Here is a 15,053-nt window from a genome sequence, read left to right as displayed (position 1 = left end):
GCCATCACCTCCTGGCCGTGCCGCTCCCCCGCCCGCCGCCGGCTTCGGCACCCTCTCCGTCGCGGCCATCCTGGCGGAGGCGGCGCGGCGCACCCCTGACACGATCGCCATCCGCGTCGGCGAGCAGGCCGTCGACTACGCGACCCTCTGGCGGCAGACCCGTGCCTACGCCGGAGCCCTGCGCGCCCAGGGGATCGGACCGGGCGACCGCGTGGCCCTGCTCGTCCCGAACGTCCCCGACTTCCCCCGCGGCTACTTCGCCGTCCTCGCGCTCGGCGCCGTGGTGGTCCCCGTGCACGCCCTGCTCAAGCACGACGAGATCGCCTACGTCCTGCGCGACTCCGGAGCCGTCGCGCTCGTGTGCGCCGCTCCGCTGCTCGCCGAGGGGGCCGCCGGAGCGGACCTCGCCGACGTTCCCGTGCTGAGCGTGATGGTGCCCGACGGCACCGCCTCGCCCCTCCCGCGCCTGGAGGACCTCGCCGCGGAGGCGACCCCGATCGACGGCTACGTGCCCCGCTCCCCCTCCGACACGGCGACGATCCTCTACACCAGCGGCACCACCGGCCGCCCGAAGGGGGCGGAGGGGACGCACTTCGCGATCGTCTCGCAGTCGGACGTGCTGCTGATGAACACGTTCGACCTGCACCGCGGCGACGTGGTGCTCGGGGCGCTGCCGCTCTTCCACACCTTCGGGCAGGTCTGCGCGATGAACACGGCCTTCCGCACCGCCGCGACGGTCGTCCTGGTGCCGAAGTTCGACGGCGACGCCGCGCTCGAGGCGATGATCGCCCACGGCTGCACGGTCTTCGAGGGCGTGCCCACGATGTACGTCGCCCTGCTCGACGCCGCGACCCGGCGCGAGGACCGGCCGCCGCTGCGCTACGCGGTCTCGGGAGGCGCCGCCCTGCCCGTCGCCGTGATCGAGCGCTTCCGCGAGGTGTTCGGCGTCGAGATCTACGAGGGCTACGGGCTCACCGAGACCTCCCCGGTCGCCACCTTCAACCACGTCGGAGTCCCGCCGCGGCCGGGCACGGTCGGCACGCCGATCTGGGGCGTCGAGGTCGAGGTCGCCCGCCCCGACGTGACCGACCGCGTCGAGCTGCTCCCCCGGGGCGAGCTCGGCGAGATCGTGGTGCGCGGGCACAACCTGATGAAGGGGTACCTCGGCAACCCGGCGGCGACCGCGGAGGCGGTGATCGACGGCTGGTTCCGCACCGGCGACCTGGGCACGAAGGACGAGGAGGACTACATCCGCATCCTCGACCGCACGAAGGACATGATCATCCGCAACGGCTACAACGTGTACCCGCGCGAGGTCGAGGAGGTGCTGATCGGGCACCCGGCCGTACAGAACGCGGCGGTCTTCGGGATTCCGGACGAGCGCCACGGCCAGGAGGTGATGGCCGCGGTGATCCTCGCCCCGTCGGCGACCGCCACCGCGGAGGAGCTGATCGCCTACGCGAACGAGCATCTCGCCGCCTTCAAGTTCCCCCGCCGCGTCGAGTTCGTCGACGCCCTTCCGCTCGGGCCCAGCGGCAAGATCCTCAAGCGGGAGCTCGTCGCGCGCTACGCCGGCTGACCACTTCCGCGAGATGCCGCTCGGGTGAGCCCACCACGGCGTACCGCGCACCGGAGCGGCATCTCGCGGACGGCGACCAGAGGGCACACGGGAAGGGACGGACGTCAGCCGAGCAGGGACCAGACGGTCCCGGCGAGGACGGTGCCGACCGCGGCGCCCGCGAGGACCTGAGCGGGGGTGTGCGCACCGAGGCGCACCCTCGACCAGAGCACCCAGAGGACGATGGGCACGCTGATCAGCAGGGAGAGCGGTCCGTAGGCGATCAGCACGACGACGGCGCAGGTGGCGACCACCGCCGCGTGCCCGGACAGCTTCCAGACCAGGTTGACCACGCCGACGGCGAGCACCACGGCCACCGTCACCACGCCGAACGTGGTCACCGCGGCAGGAGCGCCGAGCACGGCGAGCAGTACCAGGCCGGCCGCGATCGACCCAAGCGCCAGCGCGATCGGCAGCGCCCGCTCGCGCCGGTCGGGCACGTGATGGTCGCCGTGGATCCGGCCGGTGCGCATCAGCAGGCGGATGACGAGGTAGGGCACCACGCCGACGAAGAGCGCCGCGAGCGCTCCCCAGGCGACGCCGAGCAGGGGCGGATCCGCGACGCGCGCGCCGACCACGACCGGCACGAGCACCGCGAGGACCGCCGGGGAGAACACCTCCGTCGCGAGCCGCGCGGCCGCCGATCCGGCCGCCACCGGACTAGATCTTCTCGATCGGCGCGACCTTGATCAGCAGCTTCTTCGCGCCCACCTGGTCGAAGAGCACGTGCGCGACGCGCTTCGAGCCCTCGCCCGTCACCGCGTTCACGCGCCCCTCACCGAAGTCGGTGTGCCGGATGCGGTCGCCTGCGATCAGCTCGAGGTCGCCGTTGTCGCGCACCATGCCGGTGATCCGGTTCGGGAACTCGCCCTTGGCCTTCGGCGCCGCGGCGAGCGCCTCCCGGAACTCGGTGTTCGATCGCGACTTGCCGAAGCCGGGCCGCTGAGCGTTCAGGGCCCGGGGCTGCGTGCCGCCGCGCGAGGTCGCCGCGCCGGGCGACTGGCGCCACTGGATCAGCTCTCCCGGGATCTCCTGCAGGAACCGGCTCGGCATCGCGACCGACGTCTCGCCGTACTGCGCGCGGGTCATCGCGAGCGAGAGGTAGAGGCGCTTGCGGGCCCGGGTGATCCCCACGTAGAACAGCCGCCGCTCCTCGGCCGGGCCGCCGGGCTCGTTCGCCGAGATGCGGTGCGGGAGCAGGTCCTCCTCGATGCCGGTGAGGAACACGGCGTCGTACTCGAGGCCCTTCGCCGTGTGCAGCGTCATCAGCGAGACGGTGCCGGAGTCGTCGTCGAGGTCGTCGGCCGCGGCGACCAGCGAGACCTCGGTGAGGAAGTCCACGAGCCCGCCGTCCGGGTTGTTGCGCGCGAACTCCTTGGTGACGGCGATGAGCTCGTCGACGTTCTCGGCGCGGGCCTCGTCCTGCGGGTCGCGGCTGGCGCGGAGCATGTCGAGGTAGCCGCTGCGGGTGAGGAGCGCCGTCAGCACCTCGTGCACCTTCGCCTCGCCGCCCTCCCGTGCGGGGTCGAGCATCAGCGCGCACTCGTCGAGGAGGGTCGCGAGGTCGACGATCGCCTTCGTCACCTTCGGGCCCATCCCGAGCGAGCCGGCGTTGCGCATCGCCTCCCGCAGGGTCACCGCGTTGGTGTCGGCGAACGACTGCAGCTGCGCCTCGGTCGCGGGGCCGATGCCCCGCTTCGGAGTGTTCATGATGCGCCGCAGCGCCAGCACGTCGGCCGGATTCGCCACCGTGATCAGGTACGCCAGGGCGTCCTTGATCTCGGCGCGCTCATAGAACTTCGTGCCGCCCAGGATCCGGTAGGGCAGCGCGGAGCGGATGAAGATCTCCTCCAGCGCGCGGGTCTGCGCGTTGGTGCGGTAGAAGACCGCGATCTCGTCGTAGCCGGTGCCCGCCGCGTGCAGGCGGGCGATCTCGTCGACCACGAACTGCGCCTCGTCGTGACCCGAGTAACCGGTGTAGCCGACGATCTTCTCCCCGTCGCCGCTGGAGGACCAGAGGTTCTTCGCGCGACGGTCGAAGTTGTTCGAGATGACGGCGTTGGCCGCCGAGAGGATGTTCTGCGTCGAGCGGTAGTTCTGCTCGAGCAGGATCACGCGGCAGCCCGGGAAGTCGCGCTCGAACTCGACGATGTTGCGGATGTCGGCGCCGCGGAACGCGTAGATGGACTGGTCCGAATCGCCGACGACGGTGAGCGAGGCCCCCGGGATGGAGCCGTCGGCCGTGACCGGTCCGCGGTAGGGGCGGTCGAACTGCGCCGCCGCCATCGTCGCCGGCGGCACGGGCCGGGTCAGCTCGTGGATCAGCGAGTACTGGGCGTGGTTCGTGTCCTGGTACTCGTCGACCAGCACGTGGCGGAAGCGCCGCTGGTACTTCGCGGCGACGTGCGGGAAGGCGCGGAAGAGGTAGACGGTCTGCGCGATCAGGTCGTCGAAGTCGAACGCGTTCGCCCCCTCGAGCGCCCGCGAGTAGGCCCGGAAGACCTGGAGGAACATCTCCTCGTTCGGGTCGCTGAGGTTCGCGGTGCGGGCGTAGGAGTCGACGTCGGCGAGCTCGTTCTTGAGCTTGGAGATCTTCGCGGAGGCGCTCGCGACGGTGATCCCGAGCGAGTCGGCCTCGAGGTCCTTCACGATGCGCTTGAGCAGGGCGCGCTGATCGCCCGAGTCGTAGATCGTGAACGACTTGGTCATGCCGAAGTTCTCGGCCTCGCGGCGCAGGATCCGCACGCACGCGGAGTGGAACGTCGAGATCCACATCCCCTCGGCGCTCTGCCCCACCAGCTTCTCGACGCGCTCGCGCATCTCGGCCGCGGCCTTGTTGGTGAACGTGATCGCGAGGATCTGGCTCGGCCAGGCCTCGCCGTTGCCCAGGAGGCTCGCGATGCGCCGGGTGAGGACGCTGGTCTTGCCCGAGCCCGCACCCGCGACGATGAGCAGCGCGTCTCCGCGGTACTCGACCGCCTCGCGCTGCTGCGGGTTCAGCCCTGCGACGAGCTGCTCGTGCGCCGGGTCGGTGCGGGGCGCGTCCCCGGGGCCGCCGGGGGGACCGACGATGACCGGGGTGGCGCGGGAGTCGCTCGGATCGAAGAGGAAGCTCATGTCCCTCCGAGTGTAGATCGCCCCTCCGACACCGGGAGCGGTCAGGCGGTCCGCTGACGCGGCGCGGGCGAGGTGAGCGCCCCGCCGACGTCCAGTCCGCGCCACGCGAGGGAGAAGCCGAGCACGGCGAGCGCCGACGTCGACACCGCCAGGAGCTGCAGGAGCGCGAAGGCGGTGAGGTCCTTCGTGTCGTCGGGGTAGTACTGGATGCCCTGGACGGCGAGAGCCGCGAGCAGCACCACCACGATCACCGAGCACACCAGGAGCAGCCGGTTCACCCCGCGACGCGCGGGCCTCTTCGGCGCTCGGCCCACCTGGGCCCTGGTGGTCAGCCACGCGCAGGCGGCGGAGGCGGAGGCGAGCGCGACGAGGTCGGCCCCGAGGACGTCGCTCGCCCGGTGCCAGGAGGCGGCCATCGTCAGGTTGCCGACCAGCACCACGACCGCGCCGCCCAGCGCGAGCACGACGGTCCGCGCGCGCCCGGGGACGACCATCGCCAGGGCGAAGACCACCGAGACGGCCGCCGCGGTGTGCCCGCTCGGGAAGCTGCCGCCGGTGTACCAGGAGTCGGTGTCGACCAGCTCGGGCCGCTCGAGGACCACGTTCTTGAGCAGCTGGGTGAGCCCGGCCGTGACGACGATCGAGCCGACGGAGGCGACGGCCAGCGCCGGGCGCCTCCGGATCAGTGCGATCGCCGCGACGAGCAGGGCGCCGACGACCATGGAGAGCGGGGTGACGTCCGCGAGCGCCCCCGCGGCGGCGCCGGTGGCGCGGCCGAAGACGAGGTCGGCGCCCCGGAGCCCCGAGTTCTCGACGCCCTGGCCCTGAGGGGTGAGCACGGCGAGCCAGTACACGACGGCGACGCCGATCACGGCGAGGACGGCGGTGGTGATCCAGCGGCGGGTGATGCGCTCTCGGGTGGACACGGGGCCTCCTCTCGAGGGTCGGGCGGGCGGTGGTGAGCCGATGATGCCAGCGCAGCCTCCGCGTCCGCTCGGCACGCGCCGGAGGAGCGCCCGATCACGATCCGGGTTCAGCCGCGGAGCAGACGCTCCTGCTCGGCCGCCCGCGCCTCGATCGCCAGATCGGGCTGGTCGGCGAAGACGCCGTCCACTCCCGAGCGGAGGATCATCGCGAACTCCTCCTGCCAGCCGCCGTACTCCGCCGGGTCCTTCCCGCGGCGGTGCACCTTCTCGAGGAATCGGTTCTCGGCGCGCAGCGTCCAGCAGTAGACCTCGAGCCCGGCCGCGTGGGCGTCCTCGACGAGCGGACCGGTCCCCGTCGCCCGGCCGGCCGCGTCCCGCGAGAAGAGCATGCTCTTGTCGACGCTGATCCCGTCGACGGCTCCGGCGAGGTTCCGCAGTCCCGGCGGCGTGGTGAAGGCGGAGTAGGGGGCCGCGTCGGCGCCGTGGGCGGCCACGAGGTCGGGCGGGGCGCCCCGCGACTCGAGCAGGTAGATCCGGCGGGTGCCGACTCCGCTCACCGCGAGCCGCTCCAGCACGGTCTTCTCGAAGCTCTCGATCGTGAGCCGCGGGTCGCGCGGTCCCCAGCCCGCGGCGGCGAGCTCCTCGCGAAGCAGCACGTCCAGCGGCAGCCCGATCCTGGCGAAGTACGTCGCGTGCTTGATCTCGGCGACGAGCCCCGGCGGAGCGAGCGGATCGTCCTCCGCCGCCCGGTCCAGCAGCGCCAGCAGCTCGCTGAAGCGCAGCAGCGGGAACTGGCCGTCGAACGTGGCGCTGGAGCCGCGCACCGCCGGCAGCCGCTCGCGGGCCCGCAGCTCCGACAGCTCGTCCCAGGTGAAGTCCTCGGTGAACCAGCCGGTGATCTCGCGGCCGTCGATCCGCTTGGTGGTGCGGCGCGCAGCGAACTCCGGGCGCTTCTCGACGTCCGTCGTGCCGGAGATCTCGTTCTCGTGGCGGAGGACGAGCACGCCGTCGCGGGTCGCCACCAGATCGGGCTCGAGCGCATCGGCGCCCAGCGCGATCGCCAGCTCGTAGGCGGAGCGGGTGTGCTCCGGTCGGTAGCCGCTCGCTCCGCGGTGGCCGATGACGAGCGGTGACTGGCGCGCGGGCATGCCGCGATCCTACGGGCGGCTCTGCACGGCTCGCAGCGGAGTCGAGGTCCGCTCGAAGAGAACAGCCAGACTCTGAGAGGTGCTCTCAGATAAGGTGGTGTCCATCGTCGCAGTCCTCTCGGATCCGCGGCGCACCCCGCACCCACAGCGACTCAGATCCGCGAGTTCCCTCGGAGACCAGCGCACCTGAGAGAAGAGGAACCATGGCAAGCAACAATCCGGCCTTCGGACGCCCGGAGTTCAGCAACCGCGGCTACGCCGGCCGCGTGCAGGACCTCCCGGACGTCTCCCCCGGCACGCTCGACCAGATGTACTCCCGTCCGGCCGCCGGCTCCGTCGAGACCGACCGGATGACCGTCGAGGACACCCTCGCCAAGACCGCCCTCGCCTTCGTCGTGCTCCTCGCGGGTGCGGCCGTCGGCTGGTTCGTCCCGGGCCTGATGCTCCCCGCCGTGCTCGTCGCGCTGGTGCTGGGCATCGTCAACGCCTTCAAGAAGCAGCCGTCGCCCGCCCTGATCCTCGGCTACGCCGCGACCCAGGGCATCGCTGTCGGCGCGATCTCGAAGTTCTTCGAGAGCGCGTACGCCGGAGCGGTCGTCCAGGCCCTCATGGCGACCGTCATCGTGATCGGCGTCACCCTGGCGCTGTTCATGAACGGCAAGATCCGCACCTCGCCGAAGCTCAACAAGATCTTCTTCATCGGCATGATCAGCTACGCGGTGTTCTCGCTGGTGAACCTGGGCCTCGGCCTCTTCGGCGTCGGCGGCGGCTTCGGTCTCCGCACCGGCTTCATCGGCATCGTGATCGGCCTCATCGCCGTCGCGCTCGCCACGTACTCGCTCGTGATGGACTTCGAGTTCATCCAGCAGGGCGTGCGCAACCGCCTCCCCCGCATCTACGGCTGGACCGGCGCCTACGGCATCCTGGTCACCGTCGTCTGGATGTACCTGGAGATCCTGCGCCTCGTCGCGATCTTCCGCGAGTAGCACGGCGCACCACGTCCGACGGGCGCTCGACCTCCGGGTCGGGCGCCCGTCGTCGTTCCCGGCCCCAGCGCCGTTCCCGGTGCACTGCCGGGAGCGCCTGGCACGATGGAGGGATGAGCGCCGCAGACTCCCGGATCGTCGGCCTCGACGTCGCACGCGGCCTGGCCGTCCTCGGCATGTTCGCCGCCCACCTCGCCCCCGTCGAGAGCGAGATGCTCTGGAACGGCCGCAGCTCCGTCCTCTTCGCCGTGCTGGCGGGAGTGTCGATCGGGCTGATGACGGGCGGCGCACAGCGCTCCTCGCGGCCCTGGCAGGACACGGGATCGATCCTGCTCCGCGGGCTGTACCTGCTCGTCATCGGCGTCGCCCTCACCCTGCTCGGGACGCCGATCGCGGTGATCCTGCCGCACTACGGGGTGATGTTCCTCGTCGCGGCGCTGCTGCTCTTCCTGCCGCGGGCGGTCCTCGCCCTGCTGGTCGCGGTCGCGGCGATCGCCGGGCCCCTCGCGGTCGACGCGCTGACGAGCGCCGGCGGCTCCTGGCTCTCGACCCTGTCGCCCGACGAGGCGCTCCTGGCCGCGCAGCCCCTCATCTGGCTCACCCAGTACTACCCGGTGCCGTCGTGGCTGGCGTACGTGGTACTCGGCCTCCTGATCGCGCGCTGCGACGTCCGGTCCGCGACCACCCAGCGCTGGGTCGTCGTCGGCGGCGCCGTCTCGGCCGTGCTCGGCTACGGCGGCGGGCTGCTGCTCGGGGGTCCGGAGGCGGTGGAGGCGCACGCCAGCACCACCGCCGAGCTCCTCGGGGCGGGCGGGGTCGCCTGCGTGGTCCTCGGCGCGCTGACGGCTCTGCTGCAGCGGCTGCCGCTCCTGGCACGGGCGGCGACTCCGATCGCGGCCGTCGGTGCGATGCCGCTGACGATCTACTCGCTGCAGCTCGTGGCGCTGGCGGTGTACCTGGTCCCGTACGAGCCGTTCGACTTCGAGGCGTGGCGCAGCTGGACGCTGCTCGGCGTCTTCGTGGTCGGCTCGATCGTCGCCGCTCTCCTCTGGAGGCGGCTCGTGGGGCAGGGCCCGCTGGAGTGGCTGCTCGCGCGCGCGTCGCTGCGGCCTCGGGGTCCGCGCGCGGCGCTGGGTTAGGGTGGCCGGATGATCACGCGTCGCGAGGCCGCTCAGCGCCTCGACATCCCCCTCGAGATGGCGACGCGGCACGGCATCCCCACCCGTCTGTCGGAGGAGGAGCTCGCCGCCCTCGAGCAGGATCCGCCCGCCTGGCTCGTCCAGTCGCGCGCGAACCGCACCGGCAGGCGTCCCGTGTGGGTGACCCTCGACTGCACCGTCTGCGGCCGCTCCGAGGCCGCCCGCCCGAAGAAGTGGTGGCCCGAGTTCACGTTCCTCGTCTGCGAGGACCACTCCCCCGCCTCCTGGCCGCACCACCCCGAGGGCCACCGCCGCGACGAGTACGACGGCATCGGCACCCGCTTCATCGGCGTGCTCGACACCCCCGCCTGACCCGCGCTCGCGAGCCTGCCGCCTGCACCTCGGCCCCCGGACCAGCGCCGACCCGCGTTCCCCGACCGCTCGGCAGGAGCTCGCTTCTCCGCCGGCACCCCAGGAACGTCCCCGCAGGGCCTCGTCCCGCTGACCGCCACTCGGAACGCCTCGCCAGGCACCGGTCAACCCCGACCGATCCCCCGGCCGAACCGCGGCCACCCGTTCCCTGAACAGCCACCTGAGCTCGTTCCCCGACCTGCATCCCGGGAACGGCCCCGCAGGGGCTCGTTCCCCTCTACCTGCACCCGGGAACGGCCCCGCAGGGGCTCGTTCCCCCACCCGCTCCCCTCAACAAGAAACGGCCCCCTTCGAAGGGAGCCGTTCCTGACGTTCCGCGGGTCTCCGCGCGGTCAGCTGCAAGGCGGAGAAGGGCGCGATACCGGAGGTATCGCAACCGCCGACAACGCCGCAGATGACCGTGCGGAGACCCGCGGAATCACTCCCACTCGATGGTGCCGGGGGGCTTGGACGTCACATCCAGCACCACCCGGTTCACGCCGCTCACCTCGTTGGTGATGCGGTTGGAGATTCTGGCGAGGAGGTCGTAGGGCAGGCGGGTCCAGTCGGCGGTCATCGCGTCTTCCGAGGAGACGGGGCGCAGGACGATGGGGTGGCCGTAGGTGCGGCCGTCGCCCTGGACTCCGACGGAGCGGACGTCGGCGAGGAGGACGACGGGGCACTGCCAGATCTCGGTGTCGAGGCCGGCGGCGGTGAGCTCGGCGCGGACGATGGCGTCGGCGTCCTGGAGGAGGTCGAGCCGCTCCTGGGTGACCTCGCCGACGATGCGGATGCCGAGGCCGGGTCCGGGGAAGGGCTGGCGGCCGACGATGACCTCGGGGAGGCCGAGCTCGCGGCCGATCGCGCGGACCTCGTCCTTGAAGAGGGTGCGGAGCGGCTCGACGAGGGCGAACTGCAGGTCCTCGGGGAGTCCGCCGACGTTGTGGTGGGACTTGATGTTGGCGGTGCCGGTCCCGCCGCCGGATTCGACGACGTCGGGGTAGAGCGTGCCCTGGACGAGGAAGTCGATCGTCTCGCCCTCGCCCTGCGCTTCGAGCACGAGCGCTTCGGCGGCGGCCTCGAAGGTGCGGATGAACTCGCGGCCGATGATCTTGCGCTTCTGCTCCGGGTCGCTGACGCCGGCGAGCGCGTCGAGGAACTGCTCGCGCGCGTCGACGGTGACCAGGCGGACGCCGGTCGCGGCGACGTAGTCCTCCTCGACCTGGCGGCGCTCGTCCTTGCGGAGGAGTCCGTGGTCGACGAAGACGCAGGTGAGCTGGTCGCCGATGGCACGGTGCACGATCGCAGCGGCGACGGCGGAGTCGACTCCGCCGGACAGGCCGCAGATGACGCGTCCGGTGCCGACCTGCTCGCGGATCACGGCGACCTGGTCGTCGATCACGTTGGAGGAGTTCCAGTCGGCCGGGATGCCCGCGGCGCGGTGGAGGAAGTTCTCGATGACGGCCTGGCCGTAGGCGGAGTGCTTGACCTCGGGGTGCCACTGCACGCCGTAGAGACGGCGCTCGTCGTTGCCGAAGGCGGCGACCGGGGTGGAGCTCGTGGAGGCGAGGACCTCGAAGCCCTCGGGCGCCTGTGCGACCGAGTCGCCGTGGCTCATCCACACCGTCTGGTCGGCGGGCTGCTCGCCGAGGAGCACGCCACCGTCGGTCGAGAGGGCGGCGTCCGTCGCTCCGTACTCGCGCAGCCCCGTGTTGGCGACCTCGCCGCCGAGCGTCTTCGCCATCACCTGGAAGCCGTAGCAGATGCCCAGGACCGGGACCCCGAGGTCGAAGATCGCGGGGTCGAGCTGCGGGGCACCCTCCTCGTACACGCTGGAGGGGCCGCCCGAGAGGATGATGCCGACGGGCGACTTCGCGGCGATCTCGGCGGCTGTGGCGTTGGAGGGCACGATCTCGGAGTAGACGTTCGCCTCGCGGACCCGGCGGGCGATCAGCTGCGCGTACTGCGCGCCGAAGTCGACGACGAGGACGGGCTGCGCGGCCAGGTGCGGCTGGGGAGCGGTGGGCTGCTCGCTAATGGGGGGCCTCCACGGAGTCGGTCGGGGTCTTCGGGTCGGTGCCGGCGGTCCGGCGCTCGAGGTACTGCTCGACCTCGCGGGCGATGCGGGTCTCGACGAAGAAGGAGAGGGTGGGCACCACGCCGCCGAGCGCGATGAGCACGAAGCGCGTGAACGGCCAGCGCATGAGGCTCCACAGGCGGAAGTCGGCGAAGAGGTAGACGACGTAGAACCAGCCGTGCGCGATCAGGATGCCGGTGGACAGGTTCGCGCCGGTGCCGCTCGACGTGAACTCACCTCCGGGCACCTCGTACATCGGGGCGAAGTGCAGGACGCCCTGCTGGCCGAAGGCGAACAGCTCGAGGTGGAAGACGTACTTGAGCAGCATCTCCGCGCAGAGCAGGAGCAGCATCACGCCGGTGATGATCGAGGTCACCCGGTAGAAGCGCAGCGCGCTCCGGATCGCAGGGAACTGCGCGGGCTTGGGCTCGAGGGGCATGACGACCAGTTTACGGTGCGGGGGCGGGGGCCTCGGCCCGGTCGCCCAGGTCGGCGCGGGCGCGCTCCTCGGCGTCGAGCGCCTCCTCGGCCTCGCGCTCCCACGCGTCCTTGACGAGGCGGAACCAGAGGTAGAGGGCGAAGCCGGCGAAGACGACCCACTCGATCGCGTAGAAGACGTTGAGCCAGTTCAGCGAGACGTCGCTCACGCGCGCCGGGGAGTCGATGGCCTCGAGGCCGGCGACCGGCTCGTCGACGACGACGTAGCCCTGGTAGACGTCCTGCGGCGGGTCCGGCCAGCGGTTGATCAGCGCGGGGACGGAGAGCGCGGTGAGGGTGGCGGGGTCCAGGCCCTCCGCCGGCGCCTCCGCGGCCTCGTTGGCCACGAGGCGGCCGATGAAGGAGGAGGGCGCCTGCTCGCTCCCGCTGTTGAGCGCGTCCGCGACGGACTGCGCCTGCGCTTCGTCCTGCGTCCAGCCGTAGGCGAGCACCAGATCGGCGTCGGCGGTGCGGGTACGGGCGATGACCCACCAGCCCGGCTGCTCGCCGTTCAGGCGGCCGCCGAGGATCTCGGCACCGCCCGGCACGAAGACGGACGAGCCCTCCACGCGCTGTCCGTCGGCGGTCGCCGTGATCGAGCGGGAGGGGGTCGCGACCTCGGCGAGCGGGAGCGTCGTCTCCGACGCTCCGGAGTCGGGCGCGGCGGCTTCGACCGCGCGGCCGACCTGCCACTGCCCGAGCGCGGCGAAGAGCCCGGCGATCAGGAGTGCGAGCGCCAGCGCGGCGATCCAGCGCGGGCGCCGGGCCACCTGCCCGACCGTGCTCTGCGTCATTCGTCCCTCGTCCGCCCTCGATCCGTGCGGTGTCCCGCGGGCCGGATCGAGCCTAACCCGTGAGTGTGGGAGCTCCGTGGGATCAGTAGTCGGGCTCCCTCGGGCGGCGGGGCCGGGCGTCGTCGGCGCCGTCGGACTGCTGCATCGCCTGGTCGATGAGCGCCTGGCGCATCGGATCGGGGAACTCGTCGTCGAGCTCGTCCGGCTCCGCGGGGCGCCTCGGAGGAGCGGGGGCCTCCTCCGCGGAGACGGCGGGCGCGGCCATCGCCGCCTCCACGAGCGCGAAGTCCTCCTCGTCCATGGCCGTGGCCGCTGCGGGTGCCGGGCGGTGCCGCCGCCGCGAGAGGAACGCGCCGATGCTCTCGGAGCGCGAGGCGAGGATCGGCCCGACGATCGCCATGATCAGCACGTAGAGGCCGGCGAAGGGCTGGATCCGCTCGTCTAGCCCCGCCGAGAGCGAGAGCGTCGCCAGGATGAGCGCGAACTCGCCGCGGTTGTGCAGGATGAACGCCGCGTTCAGGCCCGCGCGCGGTCCGAGCTTGTTGAGCCACGCGACGAACTGCCCCGCGCCGAGGTTGAGGACGATGGTCATCACCGCGGCGATCAGCACCGGGACCACGACGCTCGGGAACGCGCCGGGATCCAGCCCGAGACCGAAGTTGACGAAGAAGAAGGCGCCGAACACGTCGCGCAGCGGGATCGCGATGTGCTCGACCCTCGACCGGAACCGCGTCGCTCCGATGACCAGTCCGATCAGGAACGCACCGATCGCGTCCGTCACTCCGAGGACCTCGCCGATGCCGCCGAACAGGATGGCGAGACCGAAGAACAGGATCGTGAACAGCTCGTCGTCGCGGGTGCGGAAGAAGCGGGAGACGACCTTCCCGCCCCAGCGGGCGATCGCGAACATCACCACGAGGAACGCGAACGCGATGACGAGCTTGAGCACCACCGGCCACGGCTCCGTCTCGCCCGAGAGCACGACGGATACGATCGCCAGGTAGACCGCGATGAAGATGTCCTCGACGACCGTGACGCCCAGGATCATCGGCGTCTCGGGGTTCGCCAGGCGCTTGAGCTCGATCAGCAGCTTGGTGACGATCGCGCTCGAGCTCGTCGCCGTGATGCCGGCGATGATCAGCGCCTCGCGGCTCCCCCAGCCCAGCGCGAAGCCGAAGCCGAGGCCGACGGCCATGTTGACCGCGATGTAGGAGCCGCCGGAGAGGATCAGGCGGCCGGCGTTCCCGAAGAACTCGTCCTGGTCGAACTCCAGGCCGAGGTTGAACAGCAGGAGTATCAGCCCGAAGACCGCGGTCAGCTCGATGTAGCTCGACTCGAAGTCGAGCGGGAAGAGGTGGAAGTTCGGGCTCGCGAGGAGCCCGACGACCATGTAGATCGGGATGGCCGGGAGCCCGATCGTCCTCCCCAGCCGGCCGAGGACGTAGGCGACGACGAACAGGACGCCGAGGACGATGAGGTCTTCGCCGTGGTGCATCCTCAGGCTCCGGGCGGGGCGTCGACCGTCTTGGCGAAGCTGCCGGTGCGGAAGAACGCGAACGCCTTGGCGACCTTCTCGGGGCTGCCGGCGACCACGAGGGTGTCGCCGGGGAAGACGCGGAAGTCGGGGGCCGGCGCCGGATTGGCGGCGTCGCCCCGGACCACGGCGACGACGGTCAGCCCGACGATCCCGCGGTCGGCGGGCTTGCCGAGCTGCTGTCCGGCGATGTGGTCGTCGTAGTCGACGGTGAACCAGTCGATCGAGAGGCCCGGGATCTGGTCGAGCGCGGTCAGCGACTCCGTGATCTGCGTGCCGCCGAGGAGCTCGGCGAGGGTGTGCGCCTCGTCGTCGCTCAGGCGGAGCGACACCTTGGCGCCGTCCTGGTCGCCCTCGGCGAACGTGATCAGGTCGCTGTGGCCGGAGCGGTGGGCGATGACCCCGACCTTGCCGCCGTCGGCCGTCAGGAACGTGTGCAGAACGCCGACTCCGGGCAGTTTGACCCTGCGGACCTCGACCATGCGTGCTCCCTCCGCGCCGTGCGGCGCTCCCACTCGGGACTTCCAGCTTAGGCGCGTGCGGAGCCTCCCTACCGAGGGAACCCCGACCCGTCGAGGGATCCCGCCGTTTCCCGGCGGCCTCGGCGGTCCTGCGTCCCTCGCTGTCCACAGGGGGTGGGGGGAGTCTCCACAGGAGGAGCGGAGGGAGGGAAAGGGGGGCGGAAGCGTGCAGTGGGGATCTATCGAGGCGGGGCGTGAGGCCGGTCGGACGAGTCCGTGCGGCTGCGCCGCGGTACGCGCGGACCGGCGAGTGGGCGGGGGCCTCCGCGGACGAGCGGCAGCGGGCGCGGATCGACGCCGTGGCC

The 15,053-nt window shown here is 71.7% G+C and carries 13 protein-coding genes; 4 read left to right on the top strand and 9 right to left on the bottom strand.

All coding sequences use genetic code 11. From position 1 onward, the window contains the following. Nucleotides 1-67 precede the first annotated feature (67 nt). Nucleotides 68-1,579: a long-chain fatty acid--CoA ligase gene (locus C5D04_RS08440; protein WP_104347568.1), complete on the top strand. Its 1,512-nt coding sequence runs from the start codon at nt 68-70 to the stop codon at nt 1,577-1,579. 104 nt (nt 1,580-1,683) lie between these two features. On the opposite strand, the gene C5D04_RS08435 is transcribed toward C5D04_RS08440, so the two are convergent. From C5D04_RS08435 to C5D04_RS08420, 4 genes are all read right to left on the bottom strand, one after another. Next, nucleotides 1,684-2,274, bottom strand: a complete 591-nt coding sequence (locus tag C5D04_RS08435; RefSeq protein WP_104292887.1) for a phosphatase PAP2 family protein — start codon at nt 2,272-2,274, stop codon at nt 1,684-1,686. Nucleotides 2,275-2,278: 4 nt separating this feature from the next. Next, nucleotides 2,279-4,735, bottom strand: a complete 2,457-nt coding sequence (locus C5D04_RS08430; protein WP_104261607.1) for an ATP-dependent helicase — start codon at nt 4,733-4,735, stop codon at nt 2,279-2,281. 41 nt (nt 4,736-4,776) lie between these two features. Next, nucleotides 4,777-5,661: a phosphatase PAP2 family protein gene (locus tag C5D04_RS08425; protein WP_104224743.1), complete on the bottom strand. Its 885-nt coding sequence runs from the start codon at nt 5,659-5,661 to the stop codon at nt 4,777-4,779. Between the two features lie 107 nt (nt 5,662-5,768). Next, entirely contained in the window at nt 5,769-6,809 is a 1,041-nt protein-coding gene (locus C5D04_RS08420) for a glycerophosphodiester phosphodiesterase family protein (protein ID WP_104267786.1), read from the bottom strand. 203 nt (nt 6,810-7,012) lie between these two features. On the opposite strand from C5D04_RS08420, the gene C5D04_RS08415 reads away from it, so the two are divergent. From C5D04_RS08415 to C5D04_RS08405, 3 genes are all read left to right on the top strand, one after another. After that, nucleotides 7,013-7,795 (top strand): Bax inhibitor-1/YccA family protein, encoded by a 783-nt coding sequence (locus tag C5D04_RS08415; RefSeq protein ID WP_104224741.1) that lies wholly within the window; start codon nt 7,013-7,015, stop codon nt 7,793-7,795. A gap of 113 nt (nt 7,796-7,908) precedes the next feature. Then, nucleotides 7,909-8,934 (top strand): DUF418 domain-containing protein, encoded by a 1,026-nt coding sequence (locus C5D04_RS08410; RefSeq protein ID WP_104267787.1) that lies wholly within the window; start codon nt 7,909-7,911, stop codon nt 8,932-8,934. Between the two features lie 9 nt (nt 8,935-8,943). Beyond that, nucleotides 8,944-9,306, top strand: a complete 363-nt coding sequence (locus C5D04_RS08405) for a DUF5997 family protein (protein ID WP_104267788.1) — start codon at nt 8,944-8,946, stop codon at nt 9,304-9,306. Nucleotides 9,307-9,784: 478 nt separating this feature from the next. Here the strand turns inward: C5D04_RS08405 and guaA are convergent, their stop codons facing one another. The 5 genes from guaA to C5D04_RS08380 form a co-directional block, all read right to left on the bottom strand. Continuing rightward, nucleotides 9,785-11,350, bottom strand: a complete 1,566-nt coding sequence (gene guaA, locus C5D04_RS08400; RefSeq protein WP_104227304.1) for a glutamine-hydrolyzing GMP synthase — start codon at nt 11,348-11,350, stop codon at nt 9,785-9,787. A 28-nt stretch (nt 11,351-11,378) separates the two neighbouring features. Beyond that, nucleotides 11,379-11,861, bottom strand: coding sequence for a DUF3817 domain-containing protein (locus tag C5D04_RS08395; RefSeq protein WP_104234169.1), 483 nt, complete (start codon nt 11,859-11,861; stop codon nt 11,379-11,381). 10 nt (nt 11,862-11,871) lie between these two features. After that, a complete protein-coding gene (locus tag C5D04_RS08390) occupies nt 11,872-12,693 on the bottom strand; it encodes an SURF1 family cytochrome oxidase biogenesis protein (protein WP_104347566.1) in 822 nt (273 codons plus the stop codon). Between the two features lie 82 nt (nt 12,694-12,775). Then, complete coding sequence (locus C5D04_RS08385; RefSeq protein ID WP_104234167.1) at nt 12,776-14,188, bottom strand: cation:proton antiporter; 1,413 nt, start codon at nt 14,186-14,188, stop codon at nt 12,776-12,778. A gap of 2 nt (nt 14,189-14,190) precedes the next feature. Next, nucleotides 14,191-14,709 (bottom strand): cation:proton antiporter regulatory subunit, encoded by a 519-nt coding sequence (locus C5D04_RS08380; protein WP_068256939.1) that lies wholly within the window; start codon nt 14,707-14,709, stop codon nt 14,191-14,193. Nucleotides 14,710-15,053: the final 344 nt, after the last annotated feature.

The organism is Rathayibacter sp. AY1D2, assembly GCF_002932695.1.
Taxonomy (GTDB): Bacteria; Actinomycetota; Actinomycetes; order Actinomycetales; family Microbacteriaceae; genus Rathayibacter.
This window is presented reverse-complemented; position numbering and strand designations above follow the sequence as displayed.

Bases quoted from the DNA above. Each gene is read 5' to 3' on its own strand.
- C5D04_RS08430 (WP_104261607.1), bottom strand. From the start codon at position 4,735: ATGAGCTTCCTCTTCGATCCGAGCGACTCCCGCGCCACCCCGGTCATC.
- C5D04_RS08420 (WP_104267786.1), bottom strand. From the start codon at position 6,809: ATGCCCGCGCGCCAGTCACCGCTCGTCATCGGCCACCGCGGAGCGAGC.
- C5D04_RS08415 (WP_104224741.1), top strand. From the start codon at position 7,013: ATGGCAAGCAACAATCCGGCCTTCGGACGCCCGGAGTTCAGCAACCGC.
- C5D04_RS08410 (WP_104267787.1), top strand. From the start codon at position 7,909: ATGAGCGCCGCAGACTCCCGGATCGTCGGCCTCGACGTCGCACGCGGC.
- C5D04_RS08405 (WP_104267788.1), top strand. From the start codon at position 8,944: ATGATCACGCGTCGCGAGGCCGCTCAGCGCCTCGACATCCCCCTCGAG.
- C5D04_RS08395 (WP_104234169.1), bottom strand. From the start codon at position 11,861: ATGCCCCTCGAGCCCAAGCCCGCGCAGTTCCCTGCGATCCGGAGCGCG.
- C5D04_RS08390 (WP_104347566.1), bottom strand. From the start codon at position 12,693: ATGACGCAGAGCACGGTCGGGCAGGTGGCCCGGCGCCCGCGCTGGATC.
- C5D04_RS08385 (WP_104234167.1), bottom strand. From the start codon at position 14,188: ATGCACCACGGCGAAGACCTCATCGTCCTCGGCGTCCTGTTCGTCGTC.
- C5D04_RS08380 (WP_068256939.1), bottom strand. From the start codon at position 14,709: ATGGTCGAGGTCCGCAGGGTCAAACTGCCCGGAGTCGGCGTTCTGCAC.